The 18,034-nt window shown below is 39.5% G+C and carries 15 protein-coding genes and 1 tRNA gene; 13 read left to right on the top strand and 3 right to left on the bottom strand.

What is annotated here, in order from left to right; translation table 11 throughout:
* Positions 1-333: 333 nt before the first annotated feature.
* The 3 genes from LV83_RS20665 (at position 334) to LV83_RS20655 (ending at position 3,496) form a co-directional block, all read left to right on the top strand.
* The gene (locus LV83_RS20665) at positions 334-2,796 is read left to right on the top strand and encodes a TonB-dependent receptor domain-containing protein (RefSeq protein ID WP_111613468.1); all 2,463 of its coding nucleotides are present in this window, start codon (positions 334-336) and stop codon (positions 2,794-2,796) included.
* A 70-nt stretch (positions 2,797-2,866) separates the two neighbouring features.
* On the top strand, positions 2,867-3,256 hold the full coding sequence (locus tag LV83_RS20660) for a hypothetical protein (RefSeq protein WP_111613467.1): 390 nt from the start codon (positions 2,867-2,869) through the stop codon (positions 3,254-3,256).
* 166 nt (positions 3,257-3,422) lie between these two features.
* A tRNA-Pro gene (locus tag LV83_RS20655) sits at positions 3,423-3,496 on the top strand.
* A gap of 114 nt (positions 3,497-3,610) precedes the next feature.
* On the opposite strand, the gene LV83_RS20650 is transcribed toward LV83_RS20655, so the two are convergent.
* The 3 genes from LV83_RS20650 to LV83_RS20640 all read right to left on the bottom strand — a co-directional run bounded on the left by LV83_RS20650 (position 3,611) and on the right by LV83_RS20640 (position 7,091).
* Positions 3,611-5,098: a sodium:solute symporter gene (locus LV83_RS20650; protein ID WP_111613466.1), complete on the bottom strand. Its 1,488-nt coding sequence runs from the start codon at positions 5,096-5,098 to the stop codon at positions 3,611-3,613.
* Positions 5,099-5,176: 78 nt separating this feature from the next.
* Positions 5,177-6,517: a DUF3748 domain-containing protein gene (locus LV83_RS20645; protein ID WP_158530635.1), complete on the bottom strand. Its 1,341-nt coding sequence runs from the start codon at positions 6,515-6,517 to the stop codon at positions 5,177-5,179.
* A 211-nt stretch (positions 6,518-6,728) separates the two neighbouring features.
* Positions 6,729-7,091, bottom strand: coding sequence for a hypothetical protein (locus LV83_RS20640; protein ID WP_111613464.1), 363 nt, complete (start codon positions 7,089-7,091; stop codon positions 6,729-6,731).
* A 286-nt stretch (positions 7,092-7,377) separates the two neighbouring features.
* Here LV83_RS20640 and LV83_RS20635 point away from each other — a divergent pair, with 286 nt between their 5' ends.
* From LV83_RS20635 to LV83_RS20590, 10 genes are all read left to right on the top strand, one after another.
* Positions 7,378-8,469 (top strand): transporter substrate-binding domain-containing protein, encoded by a 1,092-nt coding sequence (locus tag LV83_RS20635; protein WP_111613463.1) that lies wholly within the window; start codon positions 7,378-7,380, stop codon positions 8,467-8,469.
* Positions 8,470-8,775: 306 nt separating this feature from the next.
* Complete coding sequence (locus LV83_RS20630) at positions 8,776-10,197, top strand: alanine/glycine:cation symporter family protein (protein ID WP_111613462.1); 1,422 nt, start codon at positions 8,776-8,778, stop codon at positions 10,195-10,197.
* Between the two features lie 235 nt (positions 10,198-10,432).
* On the top strand, positions 10,433-10,657 hold the full coding sequence (locus LV83_RS20625; RefSeq protein WP_111613461.1) for a hypothetical protein: 225 nt from the start codon (positions 10,433-10,435) through the stop codon (positions 10,655-10,657).
* Between the two features lie 52 nt (positions 10,658-10,709).
* Positions 10,710-11,222: a DUF4943 family protein gene (locus LV83_RS20620; protein WP_111613460.1), complete on the top strand. Its 513-nt coding sequence runs from the start codon at positions 10,710-10,712 to the stop codon at positions 11,220-11,222.
* A 178-nt stretch (positions 11,223-11,400) separates the two neighbouring features.
* Positions 11,401-11,811: a hypothetical protein gene (locus tag LV83_RS20615; RefSeq protein WP_111613459.1), complete on the top strand. Its 411-nt coding sequence runs from the start codon at positions 11,401-11,403 to the stop codon at positions 11,809-11,811.
* Positions 11,812-11,958: 147 nt separating this feature from the next.
* Positions 11,959-13,803: a PLP-dependent aminotransferase family protein gene (locus tag LV83_RS20610; RefSeq protein WP_111613458.1), complete on the top strand. Its 1,845-nt coding sequence runs from the start codon at positions 11,959-11,961 to the stop codon at positions 13,801-13,803.
* 106 nt (positions 13,804-13,909) lie between these two features.
* Positions 13,910-14,716, top strand: a complete 807-nt coding sequence (locus LV83_RS20605) for an SDR family oxidoreductase (protein ID WP_111613457.1) — start codon at positions 13,910-13,912, stop codon at positions 14,714-14,716.
* Between the two features lie 52 nt (positions 14,717-14,768).
* Complete coding sequence (gene map / locus LV83_RS20600; RefSeq protein ID WP_111613456.1) at positions 14,769-15,533, top strand: type I methionyl aminopeptidase; 765 nt, start codon at positions 14,769-14,771, stop codon at positions 15,531-15,533.
* A gap of 108 nt (positions 15,534-15,641) precedes the next feature.
* Positions 15,642-16,769, top strand: a complete 1,128-nt coding sequence (locus tag LV83_RS20595) for an ATP-binding protein (RefSeq protein WP_111613455.1) — start codon at positions 15,642-15,644, stop codon at positions 16,767-16,769.
* Between the two features lie 55 nt (positions 16,770-16,824).
* On the top strand, positions 16,825-17,127 hold the full coding sequence (locus tag LV83_RS20590; RefSeq protein WP_111613454.1) for a nucleotidyltransferase family protein: 303 nt from the start codon (positions 16,825-16,827) through the stop codon (positions 17,125-17,127).
* The last annotated feature ends 907 nt before the right edge of the window (positions 17,128-18,034 follow it).

Genomic DNA, 18,034 nt, shown 5'->3' with positions numbered 1-18,034 from the left:
AATCTTAAATAAACAAAATTATTTCCTTTCAAACTTCGTGATTTCCCTATTCAGACTGCTCCCAAAAGGAATCTCCCCTTGAAAGCAAACATATTTTTATTCGAATAATTGACTTTAATTATTGATAATCAGACACTAACACATTCAAAACACTAAGTATTAGGTTTTAAAATTACTTTAGAAACTTCTTCAATTTTTTTATAAATGGGAATTCGGTCTTTTAAAAAATTTTATTTTTCTCCCTAAAAGAAATTTGCTTCAGTTATTATTTAAAAGGCATTCAATTCAATTTGTTTTTTTACAATTTTTACACATAAAAATTGTGGTGTTTCAATGAATAAATTATCATTCCTACTTTTTATAATAGTATTAGGTGGACCTGCTTTTTCTCAAACAGGTGTAAAAGGTAAGCTAATTGATCAAGCAGAAAACAGCCCACTGGAATACGCAAGTGTGGCTATTTATCAAACCAAGGATAGCTTACTGATAACTGGAGCCGTGACAGATCAAGAAGGATTATTTTCCTTAGAAGACTTAAAACCAGGGGATTACTATCTTCTCGCTCAATTTATGGGTTATGAATCGAAGACTGTTTCAGGTGTGTCGATCACCAAAAATCTCTTACTGGATTTAGGGACCATTTTACTCACCCCAGATCAACAATTACTATCTGAAGTAGAAGTATCTGGGAGAAAATTTACCATCATGAATCAAGTAGATCGGCAGGTTTACAATTCAGAAAACTTCCTCACCAGTCAAGGCGGTACCGCAACGGATGTTTTGAGAAATCTACCTTCGGTAAGCATCAATGCTCAGGGTGAACTTTCGGTCAGAGGCACCACAGGCTTTGTAGTCATGATCAATGGCAAGCCTTCACAAGCGAGTCCAGAGGCACTTTTATCCCAACTCCCAGCCAATGCAGTGGATAGAATAGAGTTAGTCACTTCGCCTTCGGCAAAATATGACCCGGAGGGAAAAGCAGGGATTATTAATATTATCATGAAGAAAGGGGTAACCGATGGCACCTTCGTGCAGGTAAATGCCAAAATAGGCGCGCCAAGTATAGAGCCATATGACAACAAAGACAATCCACACAGGTATGGGGCTGATTTCACCATCAATCATAAAAAAGGTAAATGGGACCTTTCCCTGGGTGGAAACTTCCAAAGAAATGATATCAGCGGACGCAGGGAAGGTGAAGTCTATACGATAAGCGGAGATACAACTACATTTTTCCCCTCGGATGGCGAAAGAAGCACCGTTGCCAAAACCTACTCAGGCAGATTCACCTTAGGTTTCACTCCCAATGAGGCCAATGACTTTAGTCTTGGCTTTTATGCGGGAAAAAAGACTGCAGATCGTACTGCAGATATCCTCTATTATGACAACCATGCCGTAGTGAATGAGGAGCGACTGTATACGATGCAGTATTACAACGAAAATCTACGAATTCGTCGCGGTGATTTTGTTTTAGGAAGCCTAGATTACAAGCACATTTTTCAAAATAAATCTCAACTCTCAGGCTCTTTTCTATACGAATACACTATGCTTGGTGGGCCTACTACCAATCGCAATTTGGGCTATCCAGACACCAATATTATTTATCAGGACGAGTATAACACCAACGACAACCCGCTACATGGAACTCGACTTCAAGTGGACTACAAATCAGCTCCAAAACCATTTGGGACCCTGGAATTTGGATATCAATACCGATATCTAAATCATACTGGGGACTTTGTATATGAGCGAAAAAACAATGAAACTGGAGTATTTGAGCTAATTCCTGAGTTTTCGAGTAGAGTAGATTTAAATCGAGTTTTGCATTCTGGCTATGGACAATTAACAGGCAGAAAAGGGAAGTGGAATTACGCTGCTGGCGCAAGGCTGGAAGTGATGGATAGAACGCTGGATCTCACCGACAAGGCAGGTACAGTTGACACGACCTATTTGTATGACTTCGTAAAGCTCTACCCATCGGCGAGCTTGCAATATGCTGTGAGTGACGAGCTGCAATTCAAAACCTCCTACTCCCGACGAGTGGAGAGAACCACTACGTTCAAAATGAATCCATTCCCTGAGCGAGAGCATTCCGAGACGCTGGAACAGGGCGATCCTACACTCTTGCCTGAATTTGTGGACTTGGTGGAAATTGGTGTTGTGAAGGATTTTGGAGACAATTCCTTTAGCGCTACGACTTACTTCAGAAATGTGCAGAATCTGGTAAATCGCGTGAATACGGTTTATAACGACACGATTTTGAATAGAATTTATTCAAATGTAGGTACAGGAAAATCTCTTGGGCTGGAAGTTGGACTGGAATTAAACCCTACAGATTGGTGGCAGATTTTTGCTGGCACAAATGTGTATCATTATTCCATCGAGGGGGAATTTGATAATAGGCCCATCAATTCTGAAAGCTGGATTTATTCGATCAACGCCAATACAAGCTTTGATCTTGGTAAAAACTGGGAGGCTCAACTAGCAGTAAATTACCTGTCCCCAACCAATACAGCGCAGGGTGAGGATTCCAGTTTTCTCTCTCCTAATCTGAATTTGCAGAAGACTTTTCTGGATGGAAGACTCAGCACCACCCTTCAATGGCTAAATATTGATATGGGATTGCTTCCGACGAATGAGCAACGAATTACCACTTGGCGTGAAGGAGAATTCTACACCACGACGAATTATGTCTATGAAGTAGACATGATCCAGTTGAACATCAGCTATACATTCAATAAGCTGACAAATAAGTCACGGTTTATTAAGAGTGAGTTTGGAGAGAAAGAGTTCTAGTCAAATCACAAGCAATAAGTAGCATTTTATCGAATTAAATCGTCTACAAATTGATCAACATTCTATAAAGATGAAAAAGCTACTAACTCTCCTAGTTGGAATAATCTTGTTGACGACTTGTGCAGATGATTCTGATTTTGACAACCCCACAGGTATTTTCATTCGAGTGGAAAATGCTTCCGGAGTGGATTTCAAAGACATTTTTATAAGTTCTGGCTCACGTGGAGTTGAATTTGGAGATCTCAAAGCTGGGAAAAAATCAGATTTTAATGAATTTGAAAATGCCTACCGATATGGATTTGTCAGGTTAATGGCTGATGGGGAAGAATTAAGACTTCAACCATTTGACTATGTGGGTGAAACTCCACTTTCGAATGGATATTACACTTATAAGCTTAATCTAGACGAAACAGATCCTGAAAATGTGCGATTAAGTTTAGAGTTTTTCATTGTCAATTAAAGCTATTGATCTCATTTTCAATGCACTTCAATTAAGTGCTATAAATCCGTCAAATTAATCTCCGATTTTTTTCAATTTCATTTTGAAAAAAGTGTTTGTCAGAAATAAATTTTACTACATTTGCAACCGATTCAAGAGCAAGTCTAGGATCAAGAATAAAATAGCTCGGGGTGTAGCGTAGCCCGGTATCGCGCCTCGTTTGGGACGAGGAGGTCGTAGGTTCGAATCCTGCCACCCCGACACTAAAACCTCTGATTAATTTCAGAGGTTTTTTTTTGTGCTTAAATCCTAGCTATTTTTCATACCGGGGCAAACATCAGTTACTCGTAAAGAATGTTTTGAATAACCTTAAAACTATTTTTTTTTTTGAAAAAGTGATGTCAAAATGAATCCCACAATAAAAATTGTCAGGGTTCCCATCACGATGGTCAAATTGGTATGTAGCGTGTTTTGAAACCCTTCCAAACTGGTTCCTTTCAAAACCACTGCTGATAAACTCATCCATCCGATGACCACCACACCGCATAATACCCCAATGGCAGCGGCTTTGCTAGAAGCTTTTTTGACAATGAAGGCCAGCAAAAACAAACCTAAAATTCCACCGCTAAAAATTGACGAAAGTGCCCACCAAGCATCCAAAGCGGAAGTAACTCCATTGAATGCCAGAGCCACTAAAATACTAGCTCCGCCCATGAAGAATGAGCTCATAAAAAGCACTCGCATGGATTGCTTCTCGGTAGCGTTTTTATGAATGTATTTCTTATAATGGTCTGATAGGAAAACCGTTGCAGAACTGTTGATACTAGTGGAAACCGTACTCATTCCAGCAGCAAAAATAGAGGCAATCAAAATTCCTGTTACACCTTTTGGAAGTCCCGAAACGATGAAATACGGAAAGACTTTATCGGCATTTTCAGCTAATTGTAAATCGCTAGGTAATAATTCTGGAAACGCTTGGTAGTAAGAGAATAAGGCTGTTCCAATAAAGAAAAAAAGCAAAGAAACAGGAACGTAAAGCAAGCTCCCCAACCAGGTAGATTGCACAGCTTCTTTCTCTGTTTTGGCAGTGATATACCGCTGAATATAGCTTTGGTCTATTCCAAAATTCTGAAGGTTGATGAATAGTCCATAGATCAAAATCATCCAGAATGTCGATTCTACAAAATTGAATTGGAAACTACCTAGGCTAAATTTATCCGATTCGGCTGCAATCGTAAAAACTTCTCCTGGTCCATTGGGCATAGAAAACAAAATGACAATCAGGCAAAGTAAAGCTCCTCCGATCAATACAATTCCCTGAATTGCATCTGTCCAAATCACAGCTTCTATTCCTCCAAGCATCGCATAAATAATCACACTCACTCCAGTGCAGATAATGATCAAAGGAATACTCCAACCAAATAAAGCATTCATCGGAAGTGCCAAGAGGTACATAATAGCCCCCATTCTGGCCAATTGAGTCAGCAAATAGCATATCGAGGCATACACTCGGGCCCAGGAGCCAAAACGTGTTTCTAGGTAAAAATAAGCCGATTCACTCTGAAGCCTACGATAAAGTGGGACAAAATAGTTGACAGCTATCCATGCTGCGAAAGGAATAGATAGACTAAACACAAAGCCATTCCAATTGGATAAATAGGCATTGCCCGGAAGTGCTAGGAAGCTGATGCTACTTACAAACGTAGCGAAGATAGACATCCCAATCGCCCAACTCGGCAGTCGGCCTCCTCCGGTAGTATATTCCAGTGCAGTCCTTTTCTTAAATGAAAAAGAAATCCCAAATAGCACGATAGCTGCCATGTAAACGAAAAAAACTATTAAATCTATAATGGGTAAATCCATGGAAGCTAGGTTATTAGGGTTTTTAAAAATGCATTGACTGTATAAGGAACTTGACTAAGTCAAAATCAAGAACTACAATTAGCCTAAAATTTTTGAGAGATCTAAGGTGAAAATCTGATAATAAGTCGCTCCATTCAGTTCTATTTTTCTGTTATAGGCAATGGTGTATTTACCATTTGCCCAGTTGATATTACTGAGTTGTGAACTGGAACTTGTGGGTCTTGGTAAAACAAGTTGAGTCTCACCATCATCTACTGAAGTAACAAAAATAGCTTCTTCTGCGCTGTAGGCAATGTATTTCCCATCAGCACTCAATCCAAAAGTAGTATCTGGAGAAAAGTCATTTTTGGTGATCTGCTTGATTTCCCCACCATTTGGTGAGACTGCATAAATCTGAACTGTACCAGAATCATCTTCCTTGTAAAAGTAAATTGAGTTTCCATCCGGCGAACTTCTCAACCATTGCCTTGGCCCTTGGATTCCCGGGTTTAAATCATCTGCTGTGTAGGTCAATCTTCTTTGAGTTATTCCATGAGGCAATGAAGGTAAACTGGAATTTGTTCCTGCAGAAACGGATGCTTTTAAAGCTAAAATATCTTCAGGTATATCAGTAAGAAATACTTCAGTTACCTTTTTTCCAGATTTAGAAACTACATCACCTAAGAAGGCCAATGCATGTTTTTGTACTGTCCCATCTGGCTTTTTATAACCAGCATTACCAACCCAACATTCCTCATAAGCCTTATTGATTTCATCTGATCCAGGTTTTGGATTAGCTATGACCTTTGCCAGCAATATGGCAAAGCTCAGCCCATCAAAGTTTTCCTCATTCTTTGTACCCTCAATAGCCACCTCCTCTCCAATAAGCAATGCTCCTACAGTTCGCAGGTCATGAACTTCCGGATTTGATTTTGACTCTATCTCTAGAAGTTCATCATTATAAGTAAAACTTAACATTGCTCCATCTGAGTTGTAGGAATAGGCGTGGGACCCTCCTCGTAAAGCCCCTTTGGTAAATGGAGGATTTATATCTCTTGCTTCCATTGGCCCAGATAATTCCGGTTTATCCAAATCAACTTTCATAGCAAAGCGTCTTGTGAACGTGTAAGGCTGGGCTGCGGAAGCATTCTTTAACCCATGGATAAAAACCACTTCATTCTGACTAGGGTGAAAACTAACAGCACCTACGCCGGGGCCATAAGAAGTCTGATTTTCTAGGTCATAGATAGTTTTAAGCTCCTTTGTTTCAAGGTTAACTAGACCGATTGATGGGTTTTCTCCAATTTTCGAATCGTCATTTCTAGAATCGAATACCAAAAAATTGTCATCGGGAGAAAAAGCCTGTCTTTGATTCAACATATGTCCTGCTGGCCCAAAGGTCACTTGGGTTTCTTGAAGCTCAGGTTTATTCTCAGTCATGATTGGATTCTTTGGTTTGCATTGAACTGATATAAAAATCAGGAAAAGGTGCTGAAATAAGAAAACTGTGGAACTTGAAATTTTAATTTTTGAATACATACCATCTATAATTATGCTAGCAATACCCAACCTGAGCACCTAAAAAAATTCCTCAATCAAAATCTTTATTCCAAGCTACATAGGCTGAACTGGTAGTATGCTCTGCGAGGACCTAATCAGATAGCGTTTCCTTATGGCTGATCACCACTTTATCTGGATTTTGGCTGAAATTTTCAAAAAGAGTCACATTAAAACTGTTCATCTGGGAGTATATTTCCCCATCATTATCCCAATCGACATTTGTGACTTCCTTATCCCAATCCACAGCATCCTGAATTGTCTTTTCCATTTCCATTTTTAAACTACCTGATTCATTTATGGGATATACTCCTGCATTATAGTCAGTATTGCTTCGAGTTCCTGTATTTTCAATGTAAGTCGTCCGATCCAAAAACTCCCCACATATCAAGTTCAGATCCCTACCTCTATTTGAGTTAGTAAAATTGGCAATAGGAGCTCCATAGGCATCCAGCATCTTTTTTCCAGCTTCTATCTAAGCTGAGGCTTGTGGCTTTTTGAATACGTTTAGCCACCATTCTAAAGCCTCACTTTTGTTCATCACTAGATAGGTCAGTCCATCTCAACTAGCAGAAACTGCCTGATTTACTTTGTTTTGGCTTATTTTCTTAGTAAAATCAATTTATTAAGAGCCCATCTTTCCTTCAGGTCGACCCTATTTTATTTGACAACTCGGCTAGCTAATCACTGCAATTTGCTTTAACAAGCTCGAGTAAAAATTAGAAAATCCAAAAATTTAAATTATGAGATCCAAAACGATCTACTGTTATTTTATTGCTTTAATCCTATCTCTAACTTCTTCTAATCTTTTTGCGCAAGCAGAAGTCTCTTCTGCTGATACTTTACTTGTAGGGGTAGCAGGAAGTCAGCCTTTTGTGTTTGCTAATAATGTAGAAAACAAAGGGATCGCGATGGATATCTGGGAGGAATTGGCTACCAAAAAGGGCTGGAACTACCGCTATAAATATTTTGACAAAGTAGAAACAGCACTTAGTGGTCTGAGCAAAGAAATGGTGGATATAGTCGTCGGTCCTATTAGTATTACTTCATCCAGGCTTGAGTATATGCGATTTTCGCAGCCATTTTACAATTCAAGTTTGTCCATAGTTTCCAGATCAGATGAACTCACACTTTGGCAAAAAGTAAAGCCCTTTTTCAGCTTTAAATTAATTATTGCCGTAGGCTTGTTTTTATTTATTCTGGCTCTCGTAGGCACCTTACTTTGGCTTGCCGAAAGAAAAAATTCTCCAGACCAGTTTCCAAAGGATCCAGTCAATGGAATCGGAAATGGCATGTGGCTGGCTGTGGTGACCATGAGTACAGTAGGTTACGGAGATAAGGCTCCAGTTACTCTTGCAGGGAGAATAATTACGGGTACTTGGATTATTATTTCCATCATTTTTGCTACTTCTATGGTAGCAGGCATTGCTAGTACGTTGACATTAAACTCACTCGGAGATTCAACCATTCTGAATATAGAGCAGCTTTCAAATAAGAAGGCTGCAACACTTGCCGGCTCCCCTTCGGAGGCTTTTTTGAAAGAAAACAAAGCAAAAACAATAGCCTCAAATACCCTTCAAGAGGCAATGGAAAAGCTCGAAGAAAACGAAGTAGAGGCAGTGGTATATGACAGGCCTCAACTTCTCTATTACATCAAGCAAAATCAAGGCAAAAATTTCTATCTCGCTAAAGCGGAATATTTCAAACAGGGTTATGGGTTTGCCTTTCCTATCAACTCATCCTTAGTATATGAAGTCAATCGGGCGTTACTCGAGTTATCCGAAGGCTTGGAAACCGAAAGAATAATAAACAACTACTTGGAGAAAGACGAGTAGATGCGAAAGGCTGGAGTAAGGCAATTTTATAGGTTATATTCTGAATAAAAAGTAAGCTTTTTCCATCTAGACCTAATTATCATAGGCTATCAATCAAGAAATACGTCCATTTAAAATGATTCTTCTGCTTTATCGCATATTTTTTCTTTTCTTCGGGCTCAAAATAAACCCAAATCACACTTACTTACAGAAATTTTAAGTTTTAAAATCTAAGTATGAAATCGAGTATATCGAAAACAACTTGCAAAATCATGAGTGTCAGGTATACGAGATTACATGTGACGATAAAAATCAAATTAAATACACATGAAAGAAATAGTAGATGCTATTAATGCAGTAGTTTGGAGTAATGCTCTGATTTTTCTTTGCCTGGCTGCTGGAGTTTACTTCTCCTTTGCCACCAAATTCTTGCAAGTTACTTATCTGAAAGAAATGGTTACACTCCTATTCAAGGGAGAATCTTCTAAGGAGGGTGTTTCTTCATTTCAGGCTTTTGCAATAGCAATCTCTGGAAGAGTAGGAACTGGAAATATTGCAGGAGTGGCTACTGCTATCGCAATGGGCGGCCCGGGAGCTATCTTTTGGATGTGGGTAATTGCCTTTCTTGGTGCTTCCTCAGCATTTGTAGAATCCACCCTAGGCCAAATCTATAAGGAAGTAAATAACGGAGAATACAGAGGTGGACCAGCGTATTACATAGAAAAAGGGATAGGCAAAAGATGGTATGCTATGCTTTTTGCCTTTGCGACGATTTTAGCTACAGCCATCTTTATGCCTGGTGTTCAGAGTAACAGTATAGCCTTAAGTATGGACAATGCCTTTGGTGTTCCAGTTGAATACACAGGGATTTTGATAACCATTTTTATGGGCTTGATCATTCTAGGAGGAGTAAAAAGAATCAGTAAAGTAGCCGAAGTAGTAATTCCATTTATGGCTGCAGCATATATTCTGATGGCTATCGTAATTATTAGTATCAATATCACCGAGGTACCAGCAATTTTTGCTTTGATCATCAAGTCAGCATTCAATTTAGAGGCTGCATTTAGTGGTGTATTTGGTATGGCTATCGCTTGGGGTGTGAAAAGAGGTATTTACTCCAACGAGGCTGGACAAGGAACAGCTCCACATGCAGCGTCAGCTGCAGAAGTAAGCCATCCAGTGAAGCAAGGATTGGTTCAGTCTTTTTCAGTCTATGTGGACACCCTGTTTGTGTGTACTGCCACTGCATTGATGATCCTTTTCACTGGTCAGTATAATGTCGTCAATCCAGATGGAGGTTTCATAGTAGAAAATCTTCCGGGTGTAGCCTTTGGGCCTGAGTACACCCAGTTTGCGGTAGCTTCCCAATTTCCTTCTTTAGGTGCAGGATTTGTAGCAGTTTCATTGCTGTTTTTCGCTTTCACCACGATTATGGCCTACTACTATATCGCAGAAACAAACTTGAGTTATTTGATCAGAAAGACAAATAATAAATGGGGCATCTGGGTACTCAGAATTGCAATTTTAGCAGCTACATTCTATGGATCTATCAAAACTGCTGAAATGGCTTGGACTATGGGTGACATCGGTGTAGGTCTAATGGCATGGCTAAATATTATAGCAATCATACTACTTCGTAAGCCAGCTTTCCAGGCGCTGAAAGATTATCAAAGACAGAAAAAAGAAGGCAAAGATCCTGTCTTTATTGCTAAGGATGCTGGGATTGATAATGCTGATTTCTGGAAGTAGGGATTATTTAACCGCAGAGATTCGCTGATTAAAAAATTTAACCGCAGGGAACACAGAGAATAACGCGGAGATTCACAGAGATTTGTGCCCAAAACACAGATTAGTAAATACCCTATACTTAAAGGATAATGTAATTTAGAGCCGACAAGCTAATTGTCGGCTTTTTTTAGATCAACTCATTGATTATATTATTATCTGGCGAGAATTATGTGTAATAGAAGGAGTAAAAAAAACTATGGAAAAGGAAAACAAATTGGCGTTGTGCATTGGAATAGGGCTAGCTGCAGGTTCTGCATTAGGAACTTCAATAGGTACTGTAATCGGCTCTGTTCAAAATGATGTAGGCTTCGGAGTTTCTATGGGTATTACCTTCGGATCATCAATTGGACTTGCTGTAGGAATAGTTTTCTATTTTTTTACTAGAAAATCTGAGGAAAACGAACGAAAAGATGAAGTTTAAAAAAGAATCATTTTTGTCGAAAGCCTAGTAACATCACTTCAATAATTATCGCATGAAAACTCTAAAAATATTATTAATCTGCTTCTGTCTTTTTAGTATAGTTGGTTGCGAGGATGACTCAGATCCCTCCAATATTTCAGTAGAAAGGTATGTGGAGTTATTAAAGCAGGGAAAATACAATGCTGACCAGTTGCCGGATTTTTCTTCTGGTGACATACCAGCACTTCTAGCTTATAGAAATGAAAGTCTACTAATCAATAACTTCCCTGTCAATACGCTTTCCTCCTCTTTGACTTTGGAATGTACTTTAGGAATGTTTGTCCTGTGGACAATTGAATCTATCCGAGCACGTGCGATAAACTCCGAATTCCTGTTTCATACCTTCCCATCACAAAATCCAGTGGTAGATAATAAGGTGGATTTTGGATGGATAGAACAAAGTGATGCCGTTCGTGCGAGTGTAGCTCAATCCTATTTTGACTGGTGGGAAAGCAACAAGGACAAAGATTTTGATGAATTCAAGGATATTGATCCATTGGCTAGCACCGCATTCAAATGGCATTGAAAACTCTCCTTTGTTGTAAATGAATAGACCATATCATTTTTCAATAGCCGCCCTAGCTTATTTTAAAGTAAACTACGATATGACCCAAGTTGAACTTCAATTCGTAATTGGCAATTGCTTAGTTAGCTAAATCACAGCTATTCTTTCTAGTTTTGGAGAACTTTACCAAGACATAGAAATGAAGATTCAAGACAAAACTATCACTTACGGATTTATTGCCGCTGGCCTGATGAATATCGGTGGTGTCCTCACCTTTTCGAGATTTTTCACCAATGCTACTATCAACGAATTCGATCCTGTGGTTATGTCAAATTTTGGTTTGGTCATGATTGTAATCTGGGGGCTTGCTTACATCTCTGTCGCAAGAGATTTTGAAAAGGTAAACTGGCTAGTCGCTGTCTTCGCTATGGAAAAACTCATCTACGGCTTCGTCTGGACCAAATGGCACATGAACAATGACCTCGCAGCAGTCTATGCAGAAGACAGCATGGCCGGAATTTTCTATACTATCTACGGTGCAAATGACTGGCTATTTTTTATCTTTTTCGCTCTAGTGTTCATCAAGACTTTGGCAAAAAAACAAGACTAAACCGAATGACTATTGGTCACATCTCCCTATCCATCAAAACTTTAAAGTCAGTTACTTGACTGACTACCAAATAACCACATCAATCAAGGAACCAAGAGGGTTGATAACTCATTGAAAGATTAACTACCGACTCAAAAAAATCAGAATATGTTCAGTACCCAAGTGAAAACTTATCTAGAAGAGGTAATCCATAATATGCCATCGGACTGGCTCACACTTACCACTCACCGCTTAGATATTTACAATGAAGAGTTGGCAAAAACTCAATTTTTGGATCAATTTGAGGGCTTATATAGGGAGAACAACGCCTCCACGCAGGCTTTGAGCGCACTGCCAACTGCCTATGACTACATCCGATTAGGCCATCCTTTATCTTGTGTTTTGGAGTGGGCTATCGCAAAGTCAATAAGCCAACCCTCAGAAAACGTGATCAGTTTCTCGTCGAAAACGACTCCGATTTTAGCTATTCTCAGAAAGAATTTGTTAGAAAACAGAAACACACAAATCCTCCACACGGGAGATTTACCGGATTTTTTTGATACCGAACTAGTAAGAGATATTTACGGATACACATTTGAGTTGCAGCAAGTTGGGCAAGGGTCTGAAATCCCAACTTTCGAAGGAAGTACGATTTTTATTTCACAGCAAGAGCAATTCGGTGTTAACGAGCTATCTACAGGAGTAGATTTCTTCATCAATCTTCATGCGAACCTAGGCACGGTCTTACTAGCAAACGGTGAGAAAAACTCAGCCTATATTTCAGAGATTCAGCATGTGCGCAGAAGAGAAACCATTGCGATGACTCCTGAAAACTGCCTTTTGGCGTTGAAGTCTCTCATCGGACAAGAAGCACCTCCTACGCCAGGCAATGCTGCAGAAGCTAACAAAGCGAGCGTCTTAGCTTCCATCCAAGCTATCACAGGAACCACGACCATTCCGCTAGCAGCATCTAGTGGCCTCTCCATGCAGTATGCGATTATGATGGGGCTGGTGCATGATGCGGCAGAAAATCATCCTGGCAAAGCCATTAAATTCATAGTCCCTCCAAATTGCTACGGCGGAACGAATGATCAATCAAGGCGTGTAGCAGCTTGTATTGACCAAGTCGAAGTGGTGGATTTGCCCGTTGATGGTGACAACGACATGGTGCAAAGTCTCGAAACCATTCTAACTAGATTGGCAGGTGAAGACGCGGTGCCTTACATCATCGCCGAAATACCAACAAACCCACGAGTTGAAGTCCCTAATCTTGAGCAACTAAAAGCTGTTTTAAGCAAAGAACGCAAAACGCCCACTGGAGAAAAGGCAATTGCTTCGGTCTTCATTTTAGATCAAACGTTCTGTCCTAATTATCTTTTCTTAGGCGAAGGTGAAATACTCTCCACAGTGAAAGCCATATCTTATGCCAGTGGCTCCAAATTCCCGAGTGGTGGTAAGTGTACCGCCGGGTACTGCGTCGCAAATAATCTAGCAGCAGCTTTGATGGATAAAATAGCGCTACATCTTCAGCTTTGTGACAACGAAGCTACATCGCTTCAATACGAAATTTTAGCCAAGCAATTGCCATCCATGAATCAGCGGATCAAGGACGCGTACGTGAATACCCGTGATTTTGTCAACTACATTCAGCAAACCTTACCCACTGCCAAAATCAATTTTGTCTCCAAGGAACTAGCAGATCAAGGATTTACACCTTCCGTATTTTCATTGGATCTTCCTACAAAAGGAAACAGTCCAGAAGAAAAAGAGGCATATAAAAGAGCATTAAATCTAAAGTTGATCAACATGATGATCACTGAGATCCCAGATGAAAGCAAGTACTGCGTGAGCTACGGACAGCTAAAAGGATGTTATTGGACCATTCCTGCCACCTCAACTCAAGGCACTACGAAGGAAGGTGATAAGGACTACATCATCCGAGCCTCACTCTCACCAAATATGGACCTGAAGCGTCACAAAGAAGTATTTCAGAATTTTGTGGATGAGATTTAATAAAACAGGAGGTATTCAATGCCTCCTCTTTTTCTTTAGGAGAAAAGATCAAACCCCTTAAGCATTACTAAAACGGCTTTTTATTTTATTCACCCACCCAAAAAAGATGAAGGATTTAGCAGGAAAAATAGTGTTGATTACTGGAGGAGCATCCGGTATCGGCAAAATAATGGTTCGTCTGATGCTAGAGCGAAAGGCTAAGGTAATCATCTGGGACATTAGCCAAGCTGGTATAGATAGCACTATCGCTGGATTTACTCATCTAGGCGTAGTAGTTGGCTTTCAAGTGGATGTTTCAAACCTGCAAGAGATACAGCAAACTGCTATTAAGGTCAAGAATGACGTTGGCGTAGTAGATGTGGTGATAAACAACGCTGGGATAGTAGTCGGCAAATACTTCCATGAGCATTCGCCTGTAGATATTACCAAAACTATGGAGATCAACTCCACCGCACCCATGTTAGTCAGCAGCGAATTTCTCGGAGACATGATCGCTCAGAACTCTGGTCATATCTGTAACATAGGTTCTTCAGGAGGACTGATTTCTAATCCCAAAATGTCTGTTTATGCAGCTAGTAAGTGGGCGCTGATAGGTTGGTCGGATAGTCTCAGGCTGGAGATGAAGCAACTGAACAAAAACATTAACATCACCACGATTATGCCCTACTACATCAATACAGGCATGTTTGATGGGGTGCAATCCAAAATCCCAATTTTAGAACCAGAGGCAGCCTCATTGACTATCGTGAAGGCAATCGAGAATAACGTGAGAATGCTAACCCTGCCCGGCTATATCTACAGACTTACCCGAATTGGTCAAGGCATCTTATCCATCAATGCTTTTGACTGGTTTGCTGGATCTGTCATGGGCATTTACAAAACAATGGAGCATTTCGTCGGTCGAAAGAACTAAATCTTACAAAAGCAATAAAGGGTAACTTTACATTGATTTTTAACAAAAGAATATGTCAATCACCAAAGAATCTGAATTGATCGGAATGAAAAAAGTCAGTGAAGTAGTGGCTACTACGCTGAAGTTGATGAGAGAGTATGCTAAAATTGGAATCTCAACCAAGGAACTGGACGAATATGGAGGAGATATTCTGAAAAGTTACGGAGCAAAATCAGCACCTTACGAAACATATAAATTCCCCGGATACACCTGCATTAGTGTAAATCAAGTTGCGGCGCATGGCATTCCTTCTGACAAAATAATTTTGAAAGAAGGTGATCTGATCAATATCGACGTTTCAGCAGAACTGAATGGTTTTTGGTCAGACAACGGAGGTTCTTTTATCATCGGAAAAGATATTCACAATCATCAACCTCTAGTGGATGCTTCGCAAAATATTTTGAAAAAAGCCATAAATGCCATAAAAGGTGGAGTAAAGATCGCTGACATTGGCTTTATCATAGAAACTGAAGCTAGAAAATCAGGCTTTAAAGTCATTAAAAACCTAGCCGGTCATGGCGTAGGAAGAAGTTTACACGAAGGACCTGAAGATATTTTAAACTATAGAGTCAAAAGCAACATAGAGCGATTTAAGAAAAATACCACCGTAGCCATTGAGACTTTTATCTCCACCAACTCTACCTATGCTGTAGAGCAGAAAGATGGCTGGACTTTAGTTGGTAACAAAGGAGGATATGTAACCCAGCACGAGCAAACTATTCTGATCACCGATGGTGCGCCGGTTATTTTGACTGAAGCGAATGGGTTTTGGGATTAACAGTCTATAACCTAGCTAACCGAGTGTTTATATGTAATCTTTCGATTGTAACCGAAAATTAACATGTAAATTTTCGGTTACAATCGAGAATTTACATATTTTTGGACTATGATTTCTCGCCACATAGAATCTGAGCTTCGAAAGCGAATTCATCAAGGAAAGCTTTTGGTAATCATCGGCCCCAGGCAGGTAGGTAAAACTACGCTCATGAAGCAGGTCTTAGATTTCCCTAATGAGAAAGTATTATGGCTGAATTGCGACAACCCAGATGATCGTCAAAGCCTCTTTGATGTAACAACTTCAGCTCTGAAGTCACTTATAGGAGGGTATAAATTGGTCGTCATAGACGAAGCTCAACGAGTCACGAATATTGGTCTTACGTTGAAAGTTTTGGCAGATGAATTCCCTGAAGTTCAAGTCATAGCTTCAGGTTCATCAGCTTTAGATCTAGCCAATTCAATCAAAGAGCCGCTAACTGGTCGCAAACGAGAGTTTCAACTTTACCCAATTTCTACAGGTGAACTTTGCTTGCATACGTCTCCTCGAGAAGAGAAGCGACTCTTGGAGCAGCGCATGATTTATGGATTTTATCCTGAGGTAATTAATCATCCAAGCGAAGCCCAAGAAGCTCTGCAGGAAATCTCCAACAGCTATCTCTACAAAGATATTCTGAGTTTAGCGGATGTTCGCATGCCTACAGTTTTGCAGAAGTTGTTATTAGCCCTGGCTCTTCAAGTCGGTTCTGAGGTCACATTTAACGAACTGGGAAACACGATTGGGATAGATAAAGAAACAGCGGAAAAGTATCTTGACTTGCTAGAAAAAGCATTTGTTATTTTTCGATTAAACTCGTTCAGTCGAAATATGCGTCGCGAGTTAAAAAAAAGCCGAAAGATCTATTTTTGGGACAATGGCGTTCGAAATGCGATTATCAATAATTTCAACTCGCTAGATCTACGAAATGATAGAGGAGCGCTTTGGGAGAATTTCATAATCAGTGAGCGAATGAAACACCTGAGCTACAATCGCATTCATTCTAACGTTTATTTTTGGAGGACAACCACGGGAAAAGAACTAGATTGGCTCGAGGAGCGAGAAGGAAAGTTATTTGCTTTTGAAGCGAAATGGAATCCAGAGCGAAGGGCTAAATTGCCTCTGGGTTTTGAAGAGGCATATCCCGAAACTGAATTTCAAGTTGTTAATCGAGAAAATTATTTGGATATTTTGACCAAATGAAGGATCATTTCAAGAGCTGAAGATTGCTAAAAGGGAAATTGAACAAAACATCGCCATGCGAAGAATTATATCCGACAATATTGAAAACATTAAATTGTTATGCGAGACTCATAATGTAAAGTCATTATTTGCTTTTGGGTCCGTCTGCACCGACAACTTCAACGACAAAAGTGATATTGATTTCCTAATCTCATTTAATCCAATGGATTACGGGGATTATGCGGACACTTATTTTGATTTGGCTGATAAATTTGAGAATCTGTTTCAACGCCCAGTTGACCTCGTCACGGATAAATCTTTGTCAAATCCATATTTTATTCGTTCAGTAAACCAGACAAAGACCTTGATATATGGTTGATCAGATAAAGAAATATCTTTACGATATTCAAGAATCAATCGATTCAATTCACAAATATCTTGGGGAAAAACGAAATTTTAAGGTTTACCTGGCTGATAAAACACTAAAGGGGATAGTGCTTTATAATTTATGATAAAATACCTTTTTCTACATGTGTTATTATCTGTGGTTTTTTTCATGTTTTGGATGTCGAACACAAACTTACCAGGAGGTGAAGTTGGGATGGCACCAATTCTATTTGGATGCTTATTACTTGTTCAGTTAATCATCGGAATAATCCTCAGTTTAATTTTCAGTAAAAAGCTAACTACTGCAAACTCTTTACTTATTGGGATGATTATTTACTTAGCCATTTACGAACTTATTCCTCTATTTATGGGAAGCGAACCATCTTTGTTGGGAATATTTGATAGTGAACCTAGTGGGGAAACTAACAGAGCTTTTTCACTCATTCCATTTGTTTCCGGGATAATAACTTTGAGAATAATCGGAATCCGAGAAAATAAGAGAAGCGAATAAACATTTGCTTGTAATGTTACTAAATAACATTACAATCAGTAAAAAAAGGTAATGTACTGAAAAATAGTTGGTGACTTTAATGAGATAATTTCTTAATATCCAGTGTTGATTTGAAGAGGAAACAGGCTCTGGTGGAGACCAACTTGTCAGCAATAAAGTCAGCGCATAAACGAAAAAAGAGGTCTGGTAATTTTTTGCCAGACCTTACTTTTTTTGATATGCTCTATGGCTTTGAAAACTCATTTTTTATTGGACAAAAACACATACCATTTAATGAAGTCTATCCTGTGTCTTAGACTCAGTCCGCGGTGAATATCTAGGTGGTTTTTTAGGTGGCTAAAGTACCCTTCTATGCCGTTTGTTGTAGCTGGGATTTTAGGATTACTGA

It is taken from the genome of Algoriphagus yeomjeoni (genome assembly GCF_003259505.1).
GTDB classification, from domain to species: Bacteria; Bacteroidota; Bacteroidia; order Cytophagales; family Cyclobacteriaceae; genus Algoriphagus; species Algoriphagus yeomjeoni.
Note: the sequence above shows the minus strand (reverse complement) of the source record. Positions and strands in the feature narration are given on the sequence as shown.

Coding starts and splice junctions, on each gene's coding strand:
- LV83_RS20665 (WP_111613468.1), top strand. CDS start 334: ATGAATAAATTATCATTCCTACTTTTTATAATAGTATTAGGTGGACCT.
- LV83_RS20660 (WP_111613467.1), top strand. CDS start 2,867: ATGAAAAAGCTACTAACTCTCCTAGTTGGAATAATCTTGTTGACGACT.
- LV83_RS20650 (WP_111613466.1), bottom strand. CDS start 5,098: ATGGATTTACCCATTATAGATTTAATAGTTTTTTTCGTTTACATGGCA.
- LV83_RS20645 (WP_158530635.1), bottom strand. CDS start 6,517: ATGACTGAGAATAAACCTGAGCTTCAAGAAACCCAAGTGACCTTTGGG.
- LV83_RS20640 (WP_111613464.1), bottom strand. CDS start 7,091: ATGCTGGATGCCTATGGAGCTCCTATTGCCAATTTTACTAACTCAAAT.
- LV83_RS20635 (WP_111613463.1), top strand. CDS start 7,378: ATGAGATCCAAAACGATCTACTGTTATTTTATTGCTTTAATCCTATCT.
- LV83_RS20630 (WP_111613462.1), top strand. CDS start 8,776: ATGAAAGAAATAGTAGATGCTATTAATGCAGTAGTTTGGAGTAATGCT.
- LV83_RS20625 (WP_111613461.1), top strand. CDS start 10,433: ATGGAAAAGGAAAACAAATTGGCGTTGTGCATTGGAATAGGGCTAGCT.
- LV83_RS20620 (WP_111613460.1), top strand. CDS start 10,710: ATGAAAACTCTAAAAATATTATTAATCTGCTTCTGTCTTTTTAGTATA.
- LV83_RS20615 (WP_111613459.1), top strand. CDS start 11,401: ATGAAGATTCAAGACAAAACTATCACTTACGGATTTATTGCCGCTGGC.
- LV83_RS20610 (WP_111613458.1), top strand. CDS start 11,959: ATGTTCAGTACCCAAGTGAAAACTTATCTAGAAGAGGTAATCCATAAT.
- LV83_RS20605 (WP_111613457.1), top strand. CDS start 13,910: ATGAAGGATTTAGCAGGAAAAATAGTGTTGATTACTGGAGGAGCATCC.
- map (WP_111613456.1), top strand. CDS start 14,769: ATGTCAATCACCAAAGAATCTGAATTGATCGGAATGAAAAAAGTCAGT.
- LV83_RS20595 (WP_111613455.1), top strand. CDS start 15,642: ATGATTTCTCGCCACATAGAATCTGAGCTTCGAAAGCGAATTCATCAA.
- LV83_RS20590 (WP_111613454.1), top strand. CDS start 16,825: ATGCGAAGAATTATATCCGACAATATTGAAAACATTAAATTGTTATGC.